This is a genomic window from Paraburkholderia sp. DD10 (assembly GCF_049177125.1).
Classification (GTDB): domain Bacteria; phylum Pseudomonadota; class Gammaproteobacteria; order Burkholderiales; family Burkholderiaceae; genus Paraburkholderia; species Paraburkholderia terricola.
On record NZ_CP185392.1, the window covers coordinates 1,623,105 to 1,646,976 of the forward strand.

A 23,872-nucleotide genomic window follows, 5' to 3' on the forward strand; every position below is an offset into this window, starting at 1 on the left:
ACCCACGCGCGCCGCCCCTTCTCGATCTACAGGCGCTCCATGACGAAGCTGCTGCGAATCCTGACTGGCACGCATGCCGGCGCGGAATTGCGCCTCGGTATCGGCACGCACCGGATCGGCGCGGACGACGATGCCGACATCCGCATCTCCGACTGGCGCGGCGACGACGTGCTGCTGGGCCTCGACGAAGGCGGCATCGTGACCGCGCGCCGCCTGACGCCGGTCACGGTGGAGGCGGACGACGCGGCGAACGCGCGGCAAGGCGAACCGGCCGATCTCGACGAGGAACCGGGCACGGTCATCCTGATCGAGTTCGTGCCGATGCAGTTCGGCGACACGGTGTTGTGCGTGGGCTCGACCGACGCGGCCTGGCCGAGCGACCTCGATTTGCTGTCGACGCTGCTCGTCAAGCCCGACGAAACCCGGCGCGCCGCCGAGCGCTCGCGGCGCCGCAAGATGACCGGCATCGTCTCCGCCTGCGCGATGCTCGGCGGCGTGATCGTGATCGGCTGCGTGCTGCTGACCACCGTGGTGAGCCGCGCGGCCCTGCCGCACGATGCCGGCGATCTCGCGCAGCGTGTGAACGTGGCGCTGCGCGCGGCGCATATGAAGGAACTGACCGCGCAGGCGCGCGGCTCGACGGTGAGCGTCACCGGAATGGTCGCCACGCCCGAGGAAGACACGCAAGTGCGCAAGCTGTTGATGCGGATTTCGTCGACCGGCATCGTGCGGCGCTACGACATTGCGCAGAACGACGTGCGCAACATGGAGGATTCGCTCGCCATGCCGGGCGTGAAGGTCGCCTATGTGGGCCGCGGCGCGTTCGAGATCTCGGGCAAGGTCGCCAATCCGCGCGATGTCGAGAGCGCGCTGTCGCGCATGCGCCGCGATCTCGGCGAGAACGTCAAGGATCTGCGCGTGCGCGTCGTGCAATCCGAGGACGGCATGCCGTTGCCGACGGCCTTCTCGCTCGTGATGTCGTCCGACGACGTGCGCTACGCCGAAACGCCCGATGGCGTGAAGCATATCTACACGACGCCGGAAGCGGCCGCCGCGGCCTCCGGTCCTGAAGCGGCGGCGTCGGCCCCGGCCACCGAGATGTCCGCCGCTGATACACCCGCCGCTGCCGTCACCGACACGCCCGCCGCTGCCGCGGCGGCATCGGGCACGCCCGTCGTCATCACCACGGGCGCGGCGCGCGGCGTGATGCAACCCGTCGAAGACATCGCCGCCGAGCCGCCCGCGCCGACGCAGGCCAGGACCACGGCGTATCTGCCATTACCGAAGTGAGGTTCCGAGATGACCAACATGTATGCGCCGCTCGAAGCGTGCGCCACCGATTTCAACGATCTGCAGAAGACGCTCGCGGACCCCGACGGCGGTCCGCGGCTCGCCGCGATCCGCGAGGCGCTGGAGGCCACGGCGAAGAACGTCGGCGAAACGAACGGCGCGACCGAACTGGATCGCAACAATCTCGCGAAGCTGTACCGTGGCCTGCTCGCAGCGAGCAGGATCGTCGCGCAGCTCGCGGACAAACGCGGCGCGGCGTGACGCGCGCGGCACCTGGCTAGCCCTGTCAGGCGGCATCCGCGCCGCGAGGCAGAGCAGCATTTTCAACCTGAGAGTGAGGAGGTCTTATGGCTGTCGCAGGCACAATCGGAGCCATGCAGGGGATGGCGGCACAAGGGAGCGCCGGAGCCTTGGGCGCGGCCCAGGCGACGTTGCAACTGTCGCTGGCTGGCGCATTGGCGAACGTCGTGAAAGGGATGGGCCAGGCGGTCCAGAGCGGTACGGGACACTGACGGGCGTTCTTTCGGCTCGACAGCGTTCGACACCCTCGGCATCGTCGGGGTGTGCTCATCCCGCCTTACCGGCCGGCCCGCGGAGCACCGCGCGCGCCGGCCGTTTTCATCGCGCGCGCCGGCCATGCCGGCCGCCCCTCCCTTTGCCCGCACCCGCCCTTGGATACCAACGACACGTCCGAACGCTATGCGCAACTGATCCGCGACCTGTGCGCGACCGTGGGTCTCGCGGACGCCGAGCATGTGCTGCGCACGCGTTCGATCGAAGTGGAAGGCTTCGACGTGCGGCTCGAATACTTCGAGAACGATCTGGAGGCCATGTACGCCAACTTCCACTACGGCACCGTGACGGCGGGCCGCACGCTGGTCGTGTTCCGGCTGATGCTGGAGGCGAATCTGCTGATCTACGCGCAGGACCAGGCGCAACTCGGACTCGATACGGATACGGGCGGGATCGTGCTGGTGCTGCGCGTGCCGATGACCTATGACGTCGACGGCAATACGCTGGCCGATCTGCTCGCCCACTATGCCGAGCATGGGCGGTACTGGCGGCAAAGCATCATCGAGTCGACGGATGAGATGTTCGAAGGCATCGTCGCCGGCGAGTTTGTCTGGCTGCGGGCTTGAAGGGATGATGCGTGCGGTTGCGGGTGCGGGCGCGGGAATGACGGTGATGTGGATGAGATGTCACGGCAATGCGGATGGCCGCGCATTGTCGGATGCCGCGGGCATGCGTGGATGAGCTTGTGTTTGTCGGCGGTCGCTGGGCCGGGTGGGCGGCAATACGGATGTGCCGCGATCATCAGATGCCGCGGGCATCCGTGGGTGTGCTTGTGTTTCTCGGCGGGCGCCGGCCAGGCAGGCGGCCACGCGAATGGCCGCGATCATCAGATGCCGCGGCCATATATGGATGTGCTTGTATTCCTCGGCGGTCGACGGGCCGGGTGGGCCCGGACGCGTCGACGGCGTTAGGGATCGTTAGTGCGTCGCACCGTGAATCGTTTCGCCGGCACGTTGCATCACGCTAGCCAGCGCCATGAGGTGCTGGTGCTGGTCGAGTGCGTTGGCCGGGTTGAGACCGGGGTCGAGCATCGGCCCCGCGAGTTGCGGCTGCACATCCGAAGACGGCACCGGCAATGGCACGCGGCGCTGCGTGACCAGGACACCGCGCAGAGCGTCATCCGACAGGTTATCGCCGGCTTTCACGGCCGCCTGGTTGATCAGCGATTTCTTCGACATCGGCACCGGCAGTCTGTCGCCGTCCGTTGCCGTGCTGAACGCGCCGGGTTTGCGTGCGGCGCCGAGGCCGCGCAACGCGACGAGTTCGCAGCGCAGCGCGACGGCGGTCGGCGTGACCGGAACGACGGCACTGTCCGCGCCCGTGCGCGCATTGTCGTTCGTGCTGTCGACGCGGCCGACACTCCCTACGGGCAGCGCGGCGATGGCTTGGGTGCTCACGATTGGACTCTCCATCTCTCCATCATTTCGGCGCGGCAACGAACCCATGCCGCGGATGCCACCACGTTAGCGTTGTGCGTCGGCACGCGGCGAGCGCGGCGCGAAGTCGCGACAGGTGATGCGAAGCACGCCCGGACGGTTCGAGGGATACGCGAATCGGTGGGACGCGTGTCGCGCGCCCCGCTCGGCGCCACCGGCCGCACTCGATTCACTCGATTCACTCGACCTCATTCGCCACACTCGACCTCATTCGCCACACTCGGCTCACTCGACCTCATTCGCCACACTCGACCTCATTCGCCACACTCGACCTCATTCGCCACACTTGACCTCATTCGCCTCATTCGCCACACTCGCCTCACTCGACTCACTCGCCTCACTCGCCTCACTCGCCTCACTCGCCTCACTCGCCTCACTCGCCTCACTCGACTCACTCGACTCACTCGACCTCACTTGATTCACTCGCCGCGTTCGACCGCGCTCGTGCAACGCCAACCCGCACGTTCGCACTAGCACGTTCGCATTAGCACATGCCGCTTCGCGGCAATCCGCTCAGCACGCCCGCCGGCGCTGACAATGGCTCGATCCGATGCATGGAGGCGACCCATGTCGACATTCCGCTTTCCCGGCCTGATCGAGTCGGACGAGTTGCTGATGCGGCCGCCCGAGCCACGCGACGCGCAAGCCCTGTTCGACGACATGCTGAGCGACGTCGCCACGACACGCGACCTGAGTTTCGCGCGCCACACGCAACTCGACGAGACCCTCGCGTTCATCGACGAAGCGCAGGAAGGCTGGCGTACCGGCACGCTCATCCGCTGGGTGCTCGAAGACCGCGCCAGCGGCCGTCTCACCGGCCTCATCGAACTGCGGCCGCATCCGCCGCGCGTCGAACTCGGCGTCGTCATCAGCCGGCGCGGCGGCGCGCGGCGGCGGCGCGCCGGCCTGTATGCGCTGCGCAAGCTGCTCAAGTGGCTGATCGCGCAGCCGCCGTTCCTGCGCATCTTCGCGTACTGCGCCGTCGACGGCGATGCGCACAGCAGCATGGAGCGGCTCGGCTTCACGCTCGAAGCGAAGCTGAGGAACCACGAATGCCGCCCGAATCTGGGGCTCATCGCCGCCGACAGCTACCTCTATGCGATGACCCGTCCGCTGCATCCGCCGTCCGACACGCCAGCGATCCGCTGGCTCGAAGAGCACACGAGTCTCGAAACGATCTGAGGCGGCAACGCGCGGCTGGAGGTGACAATTGCCGGCCTGCTGACCCCTCACCCCGCTCACCACAACCGAGCGCTCGCCCCAGCGCTTCGCATTTCAGCGCATGCATTCGGGCTGCCTCGCCCCGGCGAAAATCGCCGGCCCGCTGCCCCCTCATCGCAGCGCGCCGCGACGGAATGCTCGCCACGGCGCTTCGTCTTTCAGCGCATGCATTCGGATCGCCTCGCCCAGGAGACAGTTATCGGCCGGCAGCCCCCTCATCGCAGTTCACCGCAACGGAGCGCTCGCCCCAGCGCTTCGCATTTCAGCGCATACATTCGGATCGCCCCGCACCCCGCAAAACGGCATGACACATTCGAAGACGATAGTGCAACGCGGCTCCCTCCTACCGCGTCGTCATGTCCCGTCATCGCCGTATCGATGTTTCGCCTGTCCCGCACCTGAGCGAGACCGCAGCCGACGCACCCGCCCCGGTCACGGCCGAAACAGTCAAGCCGACGCCGCGCGGATGGTCCGGCTGGCTGCGCGCCGCGTTGCCGCGTCCGGCGCGGATGACCGGCGCCCGCCGCGTCGAGTTCAGCACCGCGCTGTTTCAGCACAGCACCCACGGACGCTCATCCGGACCGGAACATCATGCGGACGGCGACAGCCGTTTCCCGCCCGCCGGCAAGAGCCGACATGCGCGACGCGAAACGAGCCCGTTCGCGGCCGCCGCGCACGTGACGGCGCCCGCAACGGTGTCGCCGTCCGCGTCGAGCGAAACATGCGGGCAACCAGCCGACCCGCCCGCGCGGGAAGCCGCCGCGTCATGGCGCGCGACGCCGCTCGACGCGATCGTCTCGCGTGACGATCTCACCGCCTACGTGCAACAGCAATTCACGGACGGCGCGCCGGACCCCGCCGGCGAAGCCCACGCACTCGCCGCCCGGCTGCACGACTTGTGCCGCTCGAAAACGTCGCCCGCCGAGCATGCCGCCGCGGCGGTCCTATCCGGACGGCATGCGCGCCCGCCCGAAGCGACCGACGGCGGCTACCCCGACGCGCTCGCGGCATCCCGCGGCGCGTTGCTTGCGCAGGCGCTCAAGCTGGCCGGCGTGACGGATCTCCGCGCCGCGCCTATCGCTTTGCAACGCATCGGCATGCTCGACTTCACGGCGCCGCGCCGTCGTCGTTCGGATGGCCCGGCAGAGTGCGAAGCCTGGCGCGCCGCGCGCCTGCTCGCGCGCTCCGGTGTCGGGCGCGAGGTGCTCGACGCCTTGCGCGCAGCGACTCCCCAGACTCCACCGACTCACCACGACGAGCTGCACCGCTTCGGCGTCGAAGCGCTGCTGACGAGCTGCGACGCGCTCGATCCGGCCCGCCACGCCGATCCCCACGCCAGGCCCGATGGCGCGCCAGGCGCCGTCGCCGCGCGCGCGGGGCTGGTCGCGAACCCGCCGCTCACCGCGGACGAGCCCGGCGTCACGGCGCTCGCCAAGCGCGCGTTCGACGCCGCCGCGACCCTGCTCGAACACGGCCGCGACGCGTTGACGCCCGACCAGAAAGGCGCCCTCTTCGCGTGGCGGCAAGCGTTCACCGAAGACGGCCGGCACACCGATCTCTCGCAGGCGCGGCAGCGTCTCGGGCGGTTCGCGGGCAAGACGATTGCGCGAGTCGGCGAAAAACGCTGGAAGACGCTGCTGCCGCGCATGTTTCGCGGCAAGCACGGTTCGCCGCTGTCCGCGCTGCGCTTCGGCACGCAAGGCGTGCCGCGCAAGACGATCGCGCAGGAGCGCGCGAAGCTGCGCGACACGCTGCAGGCGGCGTTGGCGCAACTCAAGCGCAATCCGGCGATGGACCCGCGCGCGGCGCTCGCTCACGCACGGCCCGAGGCATCGCTGGCGGAACTCGCGGCGCTGCATGTGTGGCTGGAGCGCGGCGGCTTTCCGCCCGGCCGTCTCAGCGACGCGACGCTGCGGGCGATCGCCGAGCGGGCTCACCAGATGGCGGATGAAGCGACGCGGTTGCCCGATCCCACGGCGTCGCCGCCCTCGCCTGCCGCCGGCGTCAAGGTGCCGCGTCGCGTCCGTGCCCGCGTGCGCGCGACCACGGCGCACTGGCTCGACATGACGCCGCAGGAACTCGCCAGGACCAAACCATTTCGGACGATCGCGCAACGGCCGTTCACCGTCGAGCGGCTCGCGGTGTGGGGCAAGGTCGCCCATGTGCCGCACGACGCGCCGTTCTGGAACACGGTCGACGAACTGCGCGCGCTCGTCCAGCACGACGGCGCGTCGAGACCGGCGGACAACGTCGACGACGTTCGCGAGACGCTGCTCGACGTGGTGAGCAATCTGCAGTCGGGACAGCGTCTGCGGCTCACGGATGGCGGTCGCCAGGGGCTCAGCACGCGCGGCCTGAACGTGACGGTGGAGACGCTGCTGAAGGGGCATGCGGTGCCGGTGTCGCCGCGCGTGGACCTGCGCGCGTCGCGTACCCGTGAGGCGGTCGTCGAGGTGAGCCGTTCGACGCACGGCGTGTCGCTGTTCGTCGGCACCTCGAAGTCGAGCATGCATCACGTCGGCGCCGGCCTGCTGGTCGGCTATGACATCGAGACGGCGCTGACCACCGTGCGCGCGGGCCTCGTCACGAACGTGATCCTGCATGCGCGCGAGTTGTCGGAGCCGCGCGGCGTGTCGCTCAGGGTGGCGCGACGGCTGCGGCCGGACGGGACCGGTTACGACGACGACGCGATGCGCGCGAAACTCGCGGCGCTGGTCGGGCATCTGTTCGACGAAGCGGCCGGCGCGCACGACGACGGACCGGCCGGCGTGTGGAACCGCCTCGCGGAGCAGTACTGGGACGATCCCGACGTGTCGCTTAGCTGGACCGACGGCCACGCGAGCAACCGGCGCCGCGGCGCCACGCTCGACGTGAACGCAACGGTCAAGGTGGCGAGCCTCGGCGGCGAAGCCGCGCGCGATCCGCACACGGGCAAAAGCGTGCGGCATCTATCGGCGCGCGCCGGTCCGTCGGCGGGCGGCGGCTGGGAACGCTCGCGCCAGAAGGCCGATATCGTGGAGCGCAGCGGCCGCGTGCGAATCGACGAACATCGGGTCGGGCTCGGCAGCCAATGGCAGGTGCGCGGGGCCATCGCGCCGGGCTTTTCGCATCCAGTGGGCGCGGACGGCCGGCGCTCGGTCGGGCTGTTCTCGATCGACGCGCCGGCCGCGACGATGACGCTGCGCGAACGCAACCGCTCGGCCAAACGGCTGCTGGTGCGCGAGGACGGCAGGCTCAGTCATCGCGGCTGCATCCTCGACGTCGAATATCTCGACGCCCGCACGTACACCCGCGCCGTCGACGAGGCGCGCGCCGAACTGGTCGCCCTGTTCGCGGCGCCGATCATCGCGCGACGCCGCAAGGAAGGACCGCCATCGCGCGGCCGTCACGCGCGGCCCGAGCCCGCGCCGGAAGTGCTGGCCGCGCAACGCATCGACACGCATCTGGCGGCCGTGCGCCGGAACCAGCGGGCGAACCTGACCTATGTGCGGCGCTACCGGCTGCGCCGGCACGCCGCGCTGCGGCTCGACGCCAACACCGCGACGCTCGAACAGTCGGGCGACGATCCGCAACTGAAGGAGCGCATCGACGCGGCCAATGCCAGGATTCTCGACGACCCGGCGTCATGGATGCCCATCGAACTGAAGGTGAAGGAGCGCAACGCCAATGCCCGCAGCTTCGGGCCGAACGTGGTGCTGCAACTCACCACGCGCATGGGCGCGGTCGGCGATCGCGAGATCGTCACCGAGGGGGTGCCGTTTAGTGTGCTTGAAGCGCTGGATCGGTAGGAGTTGGGCGTTGGCCGGGGCGCTTCGTGACCTAGGGTGTGGCGTTCAGCGTGCTTGAAGCGTTGGATCGGTGGGAGTCGCTCATTGGCCGGGGCGCTTTCGCGGGCCGCGCGGTTCGCTCGACCGGCGCGGGGTTCGCATCGTCGACACGACACCGTGCGCCGCTCGCCACAATCGCCAGATTGAGCCGCTCTGGCGGCGCGGGAGAAATCATGTCCACTCCAGTCGGCGACGGCTCGCAAGCAGGCGGGTCTCATTGGTCGCAAGGGCCTCAGGTGCCCCAAGGGCCGCAGGGACCTCAGGCTCCGCATGGTCCGCATGGACCCTATGGTCCGCACAATCCGGGCGCGCAGCCGGGCGGCGCTCAGCCACGGCCGTCGGCGGGTGCGCGGTTGGACAGCCTTTTGGGCGCGATACGCGCTCACGCCGCAGGCGCGGGGCGGCAGGCCCAGTGGGGGCCGCCGCATCCGCCCGGTGGCGCGGGCGTCCCGCCTCCGGGCGGTATGGGCGCGCAGCAGCCCGGCATGGGCGGTGCGCAGCATCCGGGGGGCGCAGCGGGGGCAGCGGGTGCTCCGCCTCCGGGCGGCGCCGGTGCGCCGCAATACGGTGTGGGTGGCGCGCCGCCTCCCGGTGGTCCCGGTGCGGGTCCGTGGAACGCCGGCGCGGCAGGTGGTCAGAACTCCGGCTACCCAGGCGCGCAGTACGGCGGTAACGCGTCGGGTCCGTGGCAGTCGGGCCCTTACGCGCAGCAATACTCGGCCATGGTTCAACCGCAATCCGGGCGACGGAGCTATCGGCCTCTCGCTGCGGTCGCCGGATTTGTTGGCGTTTCATTGCTGTCATTCGGACTAGCGAGCGGTGGCATGGGCTCGTTGGCGATGATCGGCATCATGGGCCTCGGCGCATGGGGTTACTGGAAGCAGCACAAGTCGATGGCGCAACGCAGCGATGCCAACGCCTATGGTCCGCGATACGGGGGGTACGGCCAGTGGCAACCGCCCCCTAATGGCGCGCAGCAACAACAGGGGTGGCAATCCGGTGGATGGCAACAGCCGCAGCGGGCGCAACCGCCGTATGGTGCGCCACAGCCGCAGCCGCCGGCGCAAGCGCCCTCGGGTGCGCCCGCTTCGTGGCCGCAGGCGCAGCCGCCGTATGGCGCACAGCAACCACCAGCCCAGCCGTCCTCGGGCACATCCGCTTCGTGGCGGCAGCCACAGCCGCCCGCGCAGCCGCCGTATGCCCCTCCGCAACCGCCAGCCCAACCGCCCTCGGGCACGCCCGCTTCGTGGCAGCAGCCACAGCCGCAGCCGCCGTATGCCCCTCCGCAACCACCAGCCCAACCGCCCTCGGGCACGCCCGCTTCGTGGCAGCAGCCACAGCCGCAGCCGCCGTATGCCCCTCCGCAGCCGCCAGCCCAACCGCCCTCGGGCACGCCCGCTTCGTGGCGGCAGCCACAGCCGCAGCCGCCGTATGCCCCTCCGCAGCCACCGGCCCAAGCGTCCTCGGGTGCCTCCGCTCCGTGGCCGCGGCCACAACCGCAGCCGCCCACGCAGTCACCGTATGGCATGCCGCAACCGCCTTCCCCGCAGCCCTGGGGGACTTCCCAATCGATGCCAATGCGAGGTTCCCCGCCGGTCCCGCCATCGCAGACACCGCCGCCACACGTGGTGCGTCTTGAACGTCTCGACCAGCCGCCACGGCCCGCTCCACCTGTGCAAAGGCTCGCGATCGAAGCCGCTCCCGCCAGCCCGCCGCGCGCCAATCACGATGACGATGACGATCACGGCGACGATCCGCCACCACGCGCATGAGCCTCACCCGGACGCCGCCATGAACCCGCGCATCGTCCGCATCTGATGCCGATGCTTGCCGGTTCGCGAAATCGCATGCGATTTCGCGGGCGGCGATCCCGCGCGTTTGCCGCCCGCTACGCTGGAATCCGGCCAACGCTATTCACATCGCCATGTCGCTTGCCCCCAGCGTGCAGCAGTTCCTCGCGCGGCGCATGAGCGCCGGCGCGCAAAATATCGACGCCATCGAGCTGCGCGATGCGCGCCAACGGTTCGACTACTACACGCCGCTCGGCGACGTGGCGCCGCGTCCGCTCGCGGCGATCGAGGACCTGACGATCGACACGCGTGACCACGCGTCGCTCGACGCGCGCGTCTACTATCCCGCGCCCGCGTGCTGGGCCGATCCGCAGCCCGCGCTGCTGTTCTTCCATTCGGGCGGCTATGTGGTCGGCAGCGTCGCGGCCTCGGATGCGTTGTGCCGCATGCTCGCCGCCGACACCGGTTGCGCGGTGGTGTCGGTCGGCTATCGGCTGGCGCCCGAGTACCGCTTTCCCTATGCGGTCAACGACGCGATCGACGCACTGCGCTGGCTGCATCGGCAGGCTGCATCGCTCGCGATCGACGCCACGCGGCTCGCCGTCGGCGGCGAGAGTTCCGGCGCCACGCTCGCCACCGTTTGCGCATTCAGCGCGCGCGATGCCGGCATCCCGCTCGCGCTGCAACTGCTGATCTACCCGGCGGTCTCGGGTGGCATGGACACTGCGGCGCATCGCCTTTACGGCGACGGCTATTTTCTGTCGCTCGATGTGATCCGCTGGATTCAGAGCCACTATCTCGCGAGCGCCGATGATCGCCGCGACTGGCGCTTCGCACCGCTCGACGGCGATCGCGAGGCGCCGGCGGACTGGCGCGGTCTCGCGCCGGCGTGGATCGTGTCGGCGCAGTACGACCCGCTGCAGGACGAGCACGCGCGCTACGCGGAAAAGCTCGAGCTGCATGGCAACCGGGCGGAGGTGGTGTATTACGCCGGCATGATTCACGGCTTCTTTTCGATGGGCGGGATGATCCCCGAAGCGGCGCTCGCGCATCGCGACGCGGCCCGTGTGTTGCGGACCGCGCTGCGGCTGCCTTGACGTCCTAATGCGTTGACAGGCTAACGCTCTAGCGCCAGGCGCGCACGGTTCGGGCGAAGCTGCCCGCATTTCGCGTCATTCGCCGCGTCCGCACGCCGAGCGCATCACGCCGCCGTCGGCGCGCCGGGTTTGCTTCCTGCCCACCTGAGCAGCGGGCATGTCACGCGACGTCGCGGACACCCGCTCGAAACCCGCAGACGCGGCCCGCTCGTCGCCGCGCATGCCCTGCTTCATACCTGCCTGAGCAGCGGGCGTGCCGCGCGAGGTCGAGGACACCCGCTCGAAACCCTCGGACACGGCCCGTTCGTCGCCGCGCACGCTCTGCTTCGCACCCGTCTGAGCAGCGCGCATGTCGCGCGGCGTCGCGGACACCCGTTCGATGCCCGCGGACGCAGCCCGTTCGTCGGGCAGCATGTTCCAGCGGCGCAGGATCGCGGCGATCTGCCTCGCGTAGCCGTCGCGCAGCGCGGGCGTGGCCGAGTGATAGGCGCCCACCGCGGCCCACGTATTGCCGTACTTGACGATCTGCCGCCGCAACTGCCACGCCGCGATGTAGATGTTCTTGCACGGCGACATCAACGCATCGCGCGCGATGCCGTAGCGCGACAGCGTGGCGAGGTGGATCGAATTGATCTGCATCACGCCGTAATCGGTCGAGCCGTTCGCGTTCAGATGGGTCGCGCCGGGCTGGTTGCGCGACTCCTGCCACGCGATCGCGCGCAGGATCAGCGGGTTGACGTGCTGATACGCGGCGGCATCGTCGAAACAGTTCGCGCGGGCCGGCAGCGCCGCGCCCGATCCGCAGACGAGCGCGGCGATCACGCACGCCCGCAGGCGCGCGACGCAGCACACGCGCGTGCGATACGAGCCGCCACGTTGTTCGTGCCGGGACAGGTGATGAAAAGGCGCCACGATGATAGGCCGGATCATGCGGGATAGCGGGCATGCGAGTCGTTCTGGTCTCGCATGATGCGCGAAGCCGCGCAACAAGAAACGGCGCACGCGAACACGTGTGCCTCCAATGCGAAGCAGGACTCGACGGCACGTTCACGGGCCGCGTCATCGTGCGTATGATTCCATCGCCACGCTCGCGCGAAACGCGTCGCCGGCTACCCGCGACGATCATCACGCCGGCGCGCGACACGCCGCGAGCAGCGCCCAACGCAGGCCATCGCTTCCGCTGCAAGAACGGGCGCCTGGCCGGCGCACATCGACGGCCATCCGACGAGGTCATCGCATGAATCAGAACATGGAGCGCGATGCAGCCGCGGGCGACGCGATCACGCCTACGCTTTTCGACATCGACGACATCGTGGTCGATCCGGAAACCGCGGCGTCCACCGCCTTCGCCGCGCCGGGCGCGACGCTCGCTTCGCTCCCGCACGAACTCGCCTCCGCGGCCGATAGCGCGACGCGGCGCACATTGATGGACGCGGCGCTCGCGCGCGCCGGGTTCGACTCGCTGTGCTATGTGCGAATGCTGCGCATCGGCGAGCAGGTCACGCAAGCCGCGTGGCTGGAGAGCTATTCGCCCACCGGCTGGGCAAGCCGCTACTGCCGCGAGAATTTTTTCGCGGTCGATCCACGCATGGCGACCGCTTGCCACGTCGAGTGGCCGTTCACATGGGACATGAAACGGCTCGCCGAAGCCGCGGCTACCACGCGCAACGCAGCGGCGACACGGCGCTTCGCGGATGCCGCACTCGACGCGGGCCTGCGCAGCGGCGTGTGCCTCGGCATCGTCACCGCCAACCGGTTCGAGCGATGCGTCGTCGCCTTGTCGGGCGCGCAGCCTGCCAATGCCTGGAAAGACAGGAACGCCGGGACCGCCATCGGCGCCGCCTATGCGTTGGCGGTCGGCGTCCATACCCTCGTCGACGCCTACGCGAGCCGGCTGCTGCCGCGCTATCACGCGAACGATCTCAGCGAAATCCAGCGCGCGGTGCTGCGCGATATCGGCCACGGCAAAAACGATCGCGAGATCGCCGCCGCTCTCAAGCTTGCTCCGCGCTGCGTAGCGCAACATGTTCGCGAGTTGCAGGCGCGCTATCACGCGCGAAACCGGACCCAGCTTGCCTACGTCGCGGGCGGCATCCTGAACGGCCAGGCGAGTGATGCGCCGACGCGCCAAACCTGAGCGGCGGCCCCCTTCGCCCCTCTAGCGCAAACCCATGCTGCCGGCGATGAACGCCAGTTCGGCGCGAGTCGTCGCGCGGTATTTCCGGCGCAGCGCACGCAGGTGATAGTCGACCCGGTGTTCGCTCGTGCGCAGCCGCAGCGCGATCTCCCGATTGCCGAGGCCGCTCACGACGCCCATCAGGATGCGCGCCTCCGTATCCGACAGCGCGGCCGGATCGCCGGGCCGCGCGCGGTGCAGCGAGAGACCGATCGTGAGCGCCTGGGCGAGGACCACGTCGCTGATCCAGTCGGAGCGGCTGCGTCCCGCGCCGAGGCTGACGATCGCCCGCACGTCCCGCGCGCCGGTGGTGAACGCGAACATCACGCCGCTGCCGACCTGCTCGCGCGCGAGTTCGTCGAAGAGGCCGTGCAATTCTTTGGGTGAACCGTTGCGCGACCACGCCTGCGCGAGCCAGCGGCTGTCCCAGACGAGCGGCGCGTTGTGGCGCAATGCCGCGCGCAGTCGTGGATCGTGGAGGTGATAGCCGGCGCGAAAATAAGCGCTGCCCGGATGCGCCGGCACGTCCACCCATTTGGAGGACCAGAGCGCCGCGGCGTCGCCCTCGAACTGAACGAAGCCGTTGGCAAACGACGTGAAGCCGATGATGTTCCACATCGCGCTCGCCATTCGCAGACGCTCCTGTGGATGACCCGCGCCGGCGAGATCGAGGGCGAGCCGGGTGTCGGCGATGCATGAGCCCGGACTGTCGAGGCATGCGTTGCCGTCTTCACGCGAAGCCGGCGGCAGGTCCGCGTCCGCGTCCGTTGCCCGAGCCGAGCGCGCACGCTTGAAGCGCGATGCCTGCGGCGGCGACTCGACCCACGCATGAGCTTTTCCCGATCTGACCATCTTCGCGCTCCTCCGACATCGCGCCCCTCTGTGCGCCCATGTGCGTTGTTGAACGAAAGTGCCGGCGCGCGCGGCGTTCGACGGCGCCGCGATCCGCGCGAGGCGTGAACGGGAATTATGGCAGCGGGGTCGACGGCCGGCTTGCTGGAGATTCGTAGTCGATGCGCATCGGAGGAATGTTCGCAACGGACGGCCGCAAGCGCGGGGCGGGGTCGCGTGCGGCCGCGTTGTGGGTTGGGTTGCGGGTCGCGTGGGTGCGCCGAGTCGTGTACCGCGTCGGTGGGCTGAGTTGCGGGACGAGCTACGTGCCGCGTTGGTGGGTTGAATTGCGAGACGAGTCGCGTGCCGCGTTGGTGGGTTGAGTTGCGCGACGAGCTACGTGCCGTGTCGGTGAGTTGAGTTGCGCGACGAGTCACGTGCCGCGTTGGTGGGCCGAGTTGCGCGACGAGTCACGTGCCGCGTCGGTGGGCCGTGTTGCGCGACGAGTCACGTGCCGCGTGGGTGGGCCGTGTTGCGCGACGAGTCACGTGCCGCGTTGGTGGGCCGTGTTGCGCGACGAGCTACGTGCCGCGCCGGTGGCTTGAGCGCGGATCGAGTTACGCGCCGCGTTGGTCGTTAGAACCGCCGAGTCAGCAATTACCAAACCGCCCCTCTACTGATCCGAAGGCCTCGCTCTTTTGCCAAGCCCCAGCTTGTCCATGGCCTCATGCGCATCGATCACGATCGTGGCGATCTCGCCGACCGTGACCCGAAGTTCCGTGGCGCGCGAGCGCATGTGTTCATACGCTTCGTTTTCGCTCAACCGGTGGGCTTCGATGAGGATGCGAATCGCCCGCTCGATATGACGCCGCGCCTTGATGGCTTCCTCGAGCTTGCCGATCTTGTGGTGCAGCCGCTGCTGATAGCCCGAGGAGGCGCGCGCGAGGACGAGCGTGCTCAGAATCCCGGTGGACCGGTAGGGCTTCGTGATCACGCCGTGCGCCTGCGTATCCAGCAGCATCTTCAACGCGGTCGGATTCTCGTAATCGGACAATGCGATCAAGGTGGCTTGCGTATCGGCGGCGCTCCAGTTTCCCGCGCTGCGCGTTTCCGGGCCGACGAGAAAGAAAATCACGTCGGCATCCGCGGGCAACTGCGAAGGTAACGGCCAAAGCGCGTGGATCAGGCAACCGATCCGGCGCAACTGCTCGACCAGAACGTTGCGGTCGTCGCCGGGAGGATGGATCACCACGACGCGTAGCGTGCGCAGATCGTCGAAGAGCCGGCGAGCGCCCGTGTTCATGCCGGTTCTCCGTCGAGCCAGAATTCCGAAAAACCATACGACGTGAGATAAGGATCGGGCTTGATCGGAGCACGGCCCTCCCACACGATGTCGAACGCGCCGTCCGTCCGGCAGACGGCGATGCGCGGCGTCAGGATCGCGTGATTGTTGGCCCGGTCGATTCTCAGCATGCCCTCCGGCGAATCGAATTCGACGTCATGCACGGCCTCCACCACCTTGGCCGTATCGAGGCTTCGGGTGCGGGCCAATGCCAGCGCAAAGAGATGCACCTGGTTGTACGCCATCTCCGACCACATGCTGGCGGGCTGGTCACCGAAGCGCGCGCGCCACGACTTCAGGAAGCGCTGGTTGCCCGCGAGGTTCAGCGTGTTCACATAGCTCGCGGAAATGATGTGGCTCGCGCACAGTTCAGGGCCGATCATTCGCGTTTCGCCCTCGGTCATCGTCAGGCTGGCGATCGGCACGCGCGCGGGGTCGATGCCATGTTCGCGATACAGGCGGTAAAAGGCGCGCGCGCCGCGGCCGATCAACGTGGAAAACACCACGTCGGGCTCGACGGCCCGGATCTGCCGCACTACCTCCTCCAGCGCCGCGGGGTCCGCGTCGCTCGGCAGATAGACTTCCTCCACGATTTCGCCGCCATGCTGCTCGACCATGTCGCGCATGATGCGGTTCGATTCGCGCGGGTAAATGTAGTCGGCGCCCACGAGGAAAAAACGGCGGCCGTGATTGCGCAGCAAATATGCGGCAAGCTGCATGCTGTTCTGGTTGGGCACGGCCCCGGTGTAGATCACGTTGGGCGAATACTCGAATCCTTCGTAAATCGAGCAATACCAGAGCAGCGCGTTGTTGCGCTCGATCACCGGCAGCACCGCCTTGCGGCTCGACGATGTGGAACAGCCGAAGATCACCGTCACGTCGTCTTCCTGCAGCATGCGCGAGGCGAGCCGGCGATATTCGTCGGGATCGCTTTTCGGATCGTAGACAACCGGGTCGAGCATGCGCCCGTCGACGCCGCCCGCCGCGTTGACTTCCTCGATCGCGAGGGCGGTGCCGAAAAAGTGTTCCGACTCCGTCGCCGCGGTTACGCCGCTACGGGAGTACAGCACGCCGATACGCCATCCGGCGTCCGCGGGCAGCGCTCTCGCCGGCTGTTGCTTCGCCTCCATTCGATGTTCTCCTTGCATCGTTAAGTCATTCACCGCGCCGCCGGATCAATCGCAGCCGTGGCGGCTATCGCATGCTCGACGAACGCGGCGGCCTGCAGGCATGCGCGATCGTCCCACGGCCGGCAGATCACCTGCACGCCGATCGGACCGCCTCGCTCGCCCCGCAGCCCCGGCACGTTCACGCAAGGGCATCCGAGCAGCGTCCAGTTGCGATTGAACGCGGGGTCGCCCGTCGATCCGAGCCCGTCGAGCGCTTCGTCGGGCGCGCTCGGCGTCAACAAGGCGGTGACGCCGTCGAACAGTTCGGCAAGCCGCGCCTTTCCCTGCTCCATCAGGACACACGCCTCGGCGTAAGAAGCCACATCGACCGCGGCCGCGCGGTCGAGAAAACCGGCGAGCATCGGCGACAGATCGGCGCGATGGTAATCGTACTCGAAGCCGAGCGCCTGCCACGCTTCGTAACGCTGGATCGTATCGTGCGCCGCGATCAGTTCGCTCATCCACGCGCCGAAGCGCACCTGGCGCACGCGCCCGCCCGCCGCTTCGATTGCCCGCACGGCGGTGTCCAGCACGGCGCCGGCATTCGCCGACGGCTCGGTCCAAGGGTAGTTCAGCGGGACGCCGAACACCGGGCCGGCGCGGCTATCGTCCACGGCGAGCCGCCGGCCGGACAACACCTGCGCCAGGTAAGCCACGTCGCGCACGCCGGCGGCGAACAGACCCACCGTATCGAACGACCACGAGAAGCACTTCATGCCCACGGTAGGCAACATGCCGAACGTAGGCTTGAAGCCGGCAATGCCGCAAAACGACGCGGGCCGGATCGTCGAGCCGCCGGTCTGCGAGCCGATCGCGAACGGCACGATGCCGGCCGCCACCGCCGCCGCCGAGCCGGATGACGATCCGCCCGCGGTGCGTTCGAGGTCGCACGGATTGCGCGTCACGGTGGGCGCCATATAGGCGAACTCGCTCGTGACGGTCTTGCCCACGATGACCGCGCCGTTGCGCCGCAACAGCGTGACGAGCGCGGCGTCGGACTTCGGCTGATGACCTTCGTAGATCGGCGAGCCGTACCGGGTGACGAAGTCGGCGGTGTCGAAGATGTCCTTGACCGCAACCGGCATGCCCGCGAGCGGCCCTTTCGCCGCGACCGCCGCGGCCACCGCGTGCTCGCGGCGACCGACGGCCGTCATCGCTCTGACGGCCGGCTCGGCTTTCTCGATGCGTGCGAACGCTTCGAGCATGACGAGGCCGCGCTCGCGCGGGTCGTTCGCCGTGCGCTCCAGCAGGTCCACGCCCGAGAGCGGCCGATAAAACGAATGTGCTGTCATCATGCCCCGAGTATCGTGAAGGTCACACGCGCAAGTGTTCGAAGATCGACGCCGCCGCGGTTTCGTCCTTGGCGTTGCCGTGGTCGATGATCTCGCCCTGCTTGAGCACGGCGTACCGGTCGGCCACCTTCAACGCGAACGGAACGTTCTGCTCGATCAGCAAAAGCGTGGTGCCGTGACGGTTGCGCTCCCATAACAGCGCGTCGGCCAGCCGGTCGATCACCGACGGTTGCAAGCCCTCGGTGATTTCATCGAGCAGGATGATCGAAGGACGCATCATGAGCGCCCTCGCCACCAGCAGCATCTTCTGCTCGCCGCCTGACAGCGTGCCGGCATACTGGCTCAGACGGCTCTTGAACACCGGGAAAACGGGCTCGATCTCAGCGAAGCGTTCGTCGAACACCGACACTTTGGCAAGCCCCAGGCGCAGGTTGTCGCGGATGCTGAGATCCTGGAACAACGCATGCTCCTGCGGCGCGTAGGCAATGCCCGCGCGCGCGATGCGATGCGGCGGCTGGCGCGTGATGTCTTGCCCATGCACATGCACCGCGCCGCTCTTCTTCGGCAGATAGCCCATGATCGTCTTGAGCAGCGTGGTCTTGCCCATGCCGTTCTTGCCGAGCAAGGCGACGGCCTCGCTGTTGGCGACGCTCAACGACAGCTTGCGCAGCACGACCGAGGCCTTGTATCCGCTCGTGACGTCCTGCAGATTCAATGCGATCTGGCTCACGAGGCCTCCTGATAGGTAGCAGCGCCGCCGGGCGCGTCGGCCTGCGCCGTTCCGGCATAGATCGTCCTGACCAGTTCCGAATTGACCACTTCGTCGAAGTTGCCTTGCATCACGATCTGCCCTTGATGCAGAACCACGATGCGGGTCGCGATCTCCGCGACGAAATCCAGATCGTGCTCGACCAGCAGGCAGCAGAGCCGATACTGGTGAGCCAGCGCGGCCAGCACGTTGCCGATCTGCGTGCGCTCGGTTTTGGTGAGCCCCGCTGTCGGTTCGTCGAGCAGCACGATCCGCGGTTCGAGCGCGAGCACCATCGCCAGTTCCAGTGCCTGCTGTTCGCCGTGCGACAGATCCTTCGCCACCGCGCTCAGCTTCCGGTCGAGGCTGGTGGTGCGGACCACCTCCAGCGCATACGGCGGCAAGGCGAGCGTGGCGGACTGTCTGAAGAGCGACGGCGGCTCGATGATCGTCCCCGCGATTCGCAAGCATTCGGCCACCGTGAGCGTTTCGAAGATGTTCGCGTTCTGGAACTTGCGGCCCAGGCCGAAATGCACGCAGCGGTCCGGCGGCAGTTGCCGGATATCGTGACCGCACAGCACGACCGTACCGGCGGAGCGTTCCGCGCCGTCGCTCATGCATCGCATCAGCGTGGTCTTGCCGGCGCCGTTCGGACCGATCAGGCCGACCAGCTCGCCGGCGTCGGCGTTCAGGTCGATGCCTTGCAGCACCTTGAGATTGCCGAAATGCCGGGCGACGCCCTCCATTTGCAGCGCGGGCGGAGATGCCGCCGCACGCCCATGCTCCGCCCGCATCACCCGTTCGACCAGTTCCGGTTCGGCGCCGTTGCCGCCCAGATGGCGGAACGGTTTCAGAAGCAGCGGCACGAGACCTTGCGGCAGCAGGACGATCACCGCGACGAAGGCGGCGCCGAGTATCAATTGCCACGCAAAGGGCATGAAGCCGCTGAGATAGGCCGTCCCCACGTTGATCAGCAGCGCGCCGATCACGGGCCCCCACAGCGTTCCCCGGCCGCCGAGCGCAACCCAGATGATGAGTTGCGTACCCAGCACGAAGCCGGTCAGCTCGGGCGCGACCACGCCGCTGAACGAGCCATAGCCGAAGCCCGCGAGGCCCGCGACGGCGGCGGTCGCCACCAGCAGAACGATCTTGACCCGCGAGGTATTGATGCCGAGGTACGAACAGCGCGATTCGTTGTCGCGAATGGCCGCGAGCACGCGGCCGCCGTCGCTGCGCACGAATAGCCAGGCCAGCAGGGCGACGACCGCGAGCGCCGCTCCGGCGATCCAGTACCAGGCCTCCAGAGAAAGATCGAAGGTCGGGTAGCCGGTCAGCCCCGAACTCGAACCCGTCCACTCCCCACCCGAGAGCAGCAGTTGGCTGAGGACGATCGGCAAGACCAGCGACATCACCGTCGCGAAGAACGGCGAGGCGCCCCGGTAGAACGAGAGCCAGCCAAGCAGTGCGGCGACGCCCGCGCTCACCGCGACGGCCGCGCCCAGCGCCAACGCCACATAACCGGCGGAGAAGCCGCCGTGCGTGAAGACGAGGCCCGCCGCATACGCGCCGAGACCGAAGAAGGCCGATTGCCCGAACGTCAGATAGCCGGTGTATCCCCACAGGATGTCCACCGTCACGGCGACGATCGAGAAAAAGAATGCCTGAATCAGCACGTTCAGCAGATAGGAGCCGAACAGCCACGGACCCGCGGCCATCAGCAGAACGCCGATACCGCCGAGCACGACGAGTCCCCTGCCCTGCGCGTTGCGCCGGTCGCGCACCGGCTTGCCGGTCCGTGCCGGATCACCGCCGACATGATTGAGCGATGCGTTCACTTTAGCCATGAGAGAACCCCTTCGGACGGGCACGCAGCGTGAGCGCCGCCAGCACGGCGATGGTCAGCCCACCGAGCACCGGACTGACGAACGTGCTGACCAGCACCTGGCAAGCGCCGAACACGAGGCACGTGAACAGCAGGCTCAGCATCGAGTGACCGGACACCATCACCAGCATGAAGGCGCTCACCAGCCACGGCAGCCCCATGTCGGGATCGACGCTCGACAGCGGCGTGATGAGCGTGCCCGCGAGCGAGCCCAGGGCCGCGCCGAGACTGAACGTGATGAAGCGGATACGGCCGGAGTGAATGCCGAGCCCGCGCGCCAGGTCTTCGTTCATGATCACCGCACGGGTCTTGACGCCGAAGCGGGTGCCCGTGAGCAGCGCCGTCATGAGCGCGCATAGACCGAGCGCAACGGGTATCAGCAACAGGCGATAGGCGGAATACTCGGTCCCCGCGATGGAAAAGACGCCTTTCAGCGGTGTTTCCACGAACTGGACCTCGCGGCCGAACGCCATCACGATGATCTGTCCGATGACGATGCCGAGCCCCCACGTGGCGAGGATCGCGTCGAGCGGCCGCTTGTAGAGAGGCCGCACGATCACCAGCTCGACCAGCATGCCGACCGCGGTGCCGATTACGATCGCCAGCGGCACGCCGATCCACGGATCAAGCTTCAGTTGCGTGATTACGAAGCTCGCGTACGCGCCCATCGTGAGCAACGCGCCGTGAGCGAAGTTGACGATTTTCATCACGCCGAAAATGACCATCAACCCGGCGGTCACGATGAACAGCACCGCCGCGGTTGTCAAAACATCCAATACCAGAACCATTGTCGTCTCCCATCACATCCGCCTTGGCGCCGGTCGGAACCCGCGAGCGGCGGATGTTGCATGTCTGATCGTGCTTACCTGATATTCGGGCACTGAGCGCCGGGGTCCACGTCCGGGAAAGTTTGCAGGATCTTGACCGAACCGTCTGCCTGAATCTGACCCAAACGCATCGCGAGGGGCGTATGCCGGCTTTTGCTCATCTCGACCTGACCACGCGGGCCGTCGAAAGACACTTGATCGAGCGCCTTGATGACCTTGCCCGAGTCGGTGGAGCCCGCTTTCTCGACCGCCGCCTTGTACAGGAAGAAGGCTTCGTATTGCGGCTCGGATAGCTCGTTCGGCGTCTTCACGTTCTTGCCGAACCGTTTGTCCATGGCCGCGAGAAACTTCTTGTTGCCCGACGTATCGATACTCGTCAAGTAGGAGCCGGACATGTAGATGCCGGTCGCGACGTCGCCCATGCTTCTCGCGGTGCCTTCGTCGATCGCCAGGTTGCCGTACGGCACGGCGAGCCCCGAACCCTTCAACTGTTTGGCGAGCGCCACGTTGGGCGCGCCGCCGGCCGTCGCGCTGATCAGCGCGTCGGGATGCGCCGCGCGGATCTTGGAGAGCACCGGCGTCCAGTCGGTGCCGTCGATGGGCAGATACTCTTCGCCGATCACCTTGCCGCCATGCTGCTCGATGTACTTCCTGGTGAACTGCAACATGCCGCGGCCAAACGCGTAATCGTTGCCGACCAGATAGAACGTTTTGGCGTTCTTGCTCTTGGCGAAGTAGTCGACCACCGGCGCGACCTGTTGCTCGGGCACCCAGCCGTTCACGTACATCCACGGGCTGCACGAGCGGCCTTCGTAAAACGACGTATAGATGAGCGGCTTCTTGCCGCGGGCCACGATCGGCAGGGCCGCATTGCGGGCGGCGCTGGTCTCCATCGAAATGATGGCGTCGACGTTCTTCTGGAACACCAACGTGTCGTAGGCTTTTTGCGCGCCGACCGCGCCGGACGCGTCGTCTGTGATTTCAAGCTGGATCGGGCGGCCCATGATGCCGCCGGATGCGTTGATCTCGTCGACCGCAAGCTGCGAGGACTGAACCACCGCGGGCGCGACCACGCTATTGGCGCCGGACAACCCGACTGCGACGCCGATCTTGATCGGCTCGGCGGCAAACGCGTTGATGCAGGCGCAGGCGCCGGCGAGCGCCGCGATCGTGGCAACGAGGAACTGTTTGTCGAACGGTCTCATGGCGTTTCCTTTAATGGATGGAGTGAATCGGGAAGTACATGCGGGCGCCGGTCTTTCACGCGAGACAGAAAGACCGGGCGGTGCCGAGCATCCGGCCGTACACGTCGGCGCGCCGATCGCGCAACACATGATTGAACGTGTTGAGCGTGCGCCCGGAGCGCGTGCGCTTCACGTCGATCACCGCGTACAGAATTTCCTCGCGATCGACGCTGGCCGGCCCGGCCACCGGCCAGCCGTCGCCGCCGACGATCAGGCTCTGGCCGATGAACGGCTGACCGCGCTCGGTGCCGATCCGGTTCGCGCAGGCGATCGCAATGCCGTTGCTGTGCGCGGCGGCCATGGTGAGCGTCGCCGCCATCGCCGAGCGGTCGTCGGGCTGCGACGGCATGGGCACCCAGTTCGTCGGCACGCAGACGATGTCCGCGCCTTGCATGGCCGCCAGCCGATAGGTCTCGGGAAACCATCCGTCGTAGCAGATCGCGATCGCGATGCGCCCCAGCGGCGTGCCGAACACCGGCACACCGCGGTCCCCCGCCTCGAAGAACAGGTTTTCGTTGTTCCAGAGATGCAGCTTGCGGTACACGCCGATGTAACCCGAAGGACCCGTGAAGAGGGCCGAGTTATACAGACGCTTGCCGGCCCGTTCCGCGATACCGGTGACGAGATGAATGCCGAGGCGCTGCGCCGTGTCGGCGAAGATGCGAGCGGTTTCTCCATCGGGCAGCGCTTCCGCCAGCGCGAAAGCCTCCTCGCGATTCGCAAAGGCGTAACCGGTATTCGCCAACTCGGGCAAGACCACGAGCGATGCGCCGTTTCTCGCGGCGGTTTCGATGTGCCGGATCGCTCGTGCCACGTTATCGCGCTTCGCGCCGACGTGCGGCTCCATCTGCACGCATGCGATCACGAGACTTTGAAGCTCAGGTTTTGCGGGGTCGTGCAACATCGCTTTTCTTCTCCCAAAACAAAAAGCCCCCTCACTAGCGTTGGACGCAAGTTCGGGGGCTGCATAGCCTTCCATGTGTGGCACGGCAACGTTGCCGTGGGGTCGCCGGAAAATCATGGCGACTGATTCGGGGTGAATTTATGAAACCAAATTCTCGATGTCAAGAGATTTGGGCAGCTTATAGGGAAAGTACTTCTCTCAAGCTCTCTCAAGCCGCGACGCG

18 protein-coding genes and 1 pseudogene are annotated in these 23,872 nt (G+C 67.6%); 8 read left to right on the forward strand and 11 right to left on the reverse strand.

Features of this window, described 5'->3' with window-relative positions; all coding sequences use genetic code 11:
* Positions 1-39 precede the first annotated feature (39 nt).
* The 3 genes from ACOCG7_RS07415 (at position 40) to ACOCG7_RS07425 (ending at position 2,429) form a co-directional block, all read left to right on the forward strand.
* The gene (locus ACOCG7_RS07415; RefSeq protein WP_421377482.1) at positions 40-1,290 is read left to right on the forward strand and encodes a secretion protein; all 1,251 of its coding nucleotides are present in this window, start codon (positions 40-42) and stop codon (positions 1,288-1,290) included.
* A gap of 18 nt (positions 1,291-1,308) precedes the next feature.
* A complete protein-coding gene (locus ACOCG7_RS07420) occupies positions 1,309-1,551 on the forward strand; it encodes a type III secretion protein (RefSeq protein ID WP_073428482.1) in 243 nt (80 codons plus the stop codon).
* Positions 1,552-1,961: 410 nt separating this feature from the next.
* Positions 1,962-2,429, forward strand: a complete 468-nt coding sequence (locus tag ACOCG7_RS07425; protein ID WP_073428346.1) for a CesT family type III secretion system chaperone — start codon at positions 1,962-1,964, stop codon at positions 2,427-2,429.
* A 351-nt stretch (positions 2,430-2,780) separates the two neighbouring features.
* Here the strand turns inward: ACOCG7_RS07425 and ACOCG7_RS07430 are convergent, their stop codons facing one another.
* Complete coding sequence (locus ACOCG7_RS07430) at positions 2,781-3,260, reverse strand: hypothetical protein (protein WP_310120555.1); 480 nt, start codon at positions 3,258-3,260, stop codon at positions 2,781-2,783.
* A 606-nt stretch (positions 3,261-3,866) separates the two neighbouring features.
* On the opposite strand from ACOCG7_RS07430, the gene ACOCG7_RS07435 reads away from it, so the two are divergent.
* The 4 genes from ACOCG7_RS07435 (at position 3,867) to ACOCG7_RS07450 (ending at position 11,234) form a co-directional block, all read left to right on the forward strand.
* Positions 3,867-4,481, forward strand: a complete 615-nt coding sequence (locus ACOCG7_RS07435; RefSeq protein ID WP_073428349.1) for a GNAT family N-acetyltransferase — start codon at positions 3,867-3,869, stop codon at positions 4,479-4,481.
* A gap of 395 nt (positions 4,482-4,876) precedes the next feature.
* A complete protein-coding gene (locus tag ACOCG7_RS07440; RefSeq protein WP_421377485.1) occupies positions 4,877-8,308 on the forward strand; it encodes an autotransporter in 3,432 nt (1,143 codons plus the stop codon).
* 1,674 nt (positions 8,309-9,982) lie between these two features.
* The gene (locus ACOCG7_RS07445; protein WP_154873292.1) at positions 9,983-10,165 is read left to right on the forward strand and encodes a hypothetical protein; all 183 of its coding nucleotides are present in this window, start codon (positions 9,983-9,985) and stop codon (positions 10,163-10,165) included.
* Between the two features lie 106 nt (positions 10,166-10,271).
* Positions 10,272-11,234, forward strand: a complete 963-nt coding sequence (locus tag ACOCG7_RS07450; RefSeq protein ID WP_421377487.1) for an alpha/beta hydrolase — start codon at positions 10,272-10,274, stop codon at positions 11,232-11,234.
* Between the two features lie 363 nt (positions 11,235-11,597).
* Here the strand turns inward: ACOCG7_RS07450 and ACOCG7_RS07455 are convergent.
* Positions 11,598-12,068: pseudogene (locus tag ACOCG7_RS07455) on the reverse strand (lytic transglycosylase domain-containing protein); the annotation flags it as partial.
* A 403-nt stretch (positions 12,069-12,471) separates the two neighbouring features.
* On the opposite strand from ACOCG7_RS07455, the gene ACOCG7_RS07460 reads away from it, so the two are divergent.
* Positions 12,472-13,371, forward strand: a complete 900-nt coding sequence (locus tag ACOCG7_RS07460; protein WP_421377489.1) for an autoinducer binding domain-containing protein — start codon at positions 12,472-12,474, stop codon at positions 13,369-13,371.
* A gap of 21 nt (positions 13,372-13,392) precedes the next feature.
* Here ACOCG7_RS07460 and ACOCG7_RS07465 read toward each other — a convergent pair whose 3' ends face one another.
* The 9 genes from ACOCG7_RS07465 to ACOCG7_RS07505 all read right to left on the reverse strand — a co-directional run bounded on the left by ACOCG7_RS07465 (position 13,393) and on the right by ACOCG7_RS07505 (position 23,649).
* Positions 13,393-14,262, reverse strand: a complete 870-nt coding sequence (locus ACOCG7_RS07465; RefSeq protein WP_421377491.1) for an autoinducer binding domain-containing protein — start codon at positions 14,260-14,262, stop codon at positions 13,393-13,395.
* A 652-nt stretch (positions 14,263-14,914) separates the two neighbouring features.
* The gene (locus ACOCG7_RS07470) at positions 14,915-15,544 is read right to left on the reverse strand and encodes an ANTAR domain-containing response regulator (RefSeq protein ID WP_073428355.1); all 630 of its coding nucleotides are present in this window, start codon (positions 15,542-15,544) and stop codon (positions 14,915-14,917) included.
* A complete protein-coding gene (locus tag ACOCG7_RS07475) occupies positions 15,541-16,713 on the reverse strand; it encodes a transporter substrate-binding domain-containing protein (protein WP_421377494.1) in 1,173 nt (390 codons plus the stop codon). Before ACOCG7_RS07475 ends, ACOCG7_RS07470 begins: the two co-directional genes overlap by 4 nt.
* Positions 16,714-16,742: 29 nt before the next feature.
* Positions 16,743-18,047, reverse strand: coding sequence for an amidase (locus ACOCG7_RS07480; RefSeq protein WP_083082340.1), 1,305 nt, complete (start codon positions 18,045-18,047; stop codon positions 16,743-16,745).
* Between the two features lie 19 nt (positions 18,048-18,066).
* Complete coding sequence (locus tag ACOCG7_RS07485) at positions 18,067-18,774, reverse strand: ABC transporter ATP-binding protein (protein ID WP_421377496.1); 708 nt, start codon at positions 18,772-18,774, stop codon at positions 18,067-18,069.
* Entirely contained in the window at positions 18,771-20,636 is a 1,866-nt protein-coding gene (locus ACOCG7_RS07490; RefSeq protein WP_421377498.1) for an ABC transporter permease subunit, read from the reverse strand. The genes ACOCG7_RS07485 and ACOCG7_RS07490 overlap by 4 nt, the downstream gene beginning before the upstream one ends.
* Positions 20,629-21,462: a branched-chain amino acid ABC transporter permease gene (locus tag ACOCG7_RS07495; RefSeq protein WP_073428360.1), complete on the reverse strand. Its 834-nt coding sequence runs from the start codon at positions 21,460-21,462 to the stop codon at positions 20,629-20,631. Before ACOCG7_RS07495 ends, ACOCG7_RS07490 begins: the two co-directional genes overlap by 8 nt.
* Positions 21,463-21,536: 74 nt before the next feature.
* Positions 21,537-22,706: a substrate-binding protein gene (locus ACOCG7_RS07500; protein ID WP_154873286.1), complete on the reverse strand. Its 1,170-nt coding sequence runs from the start codon at positions 22,704-22,706 to the stop codon at positions 21,537-21,539.
* Positions 22,707-22,761: 55 nt separating this feature from the next.
* Positions 22,762-23,649: a nitrilase family protein gene (locus ACOCG7_RS07505; RefSeq protein WP_073428362.1), complete on the reverse strand. Its 888-nt coding sequence runs from the start codon at positions 23,647-23,649 to the stop codon at positions 22,762-22,764.
* Positions 23,650-23,872 lie beyond the last annotated feature (223 nt).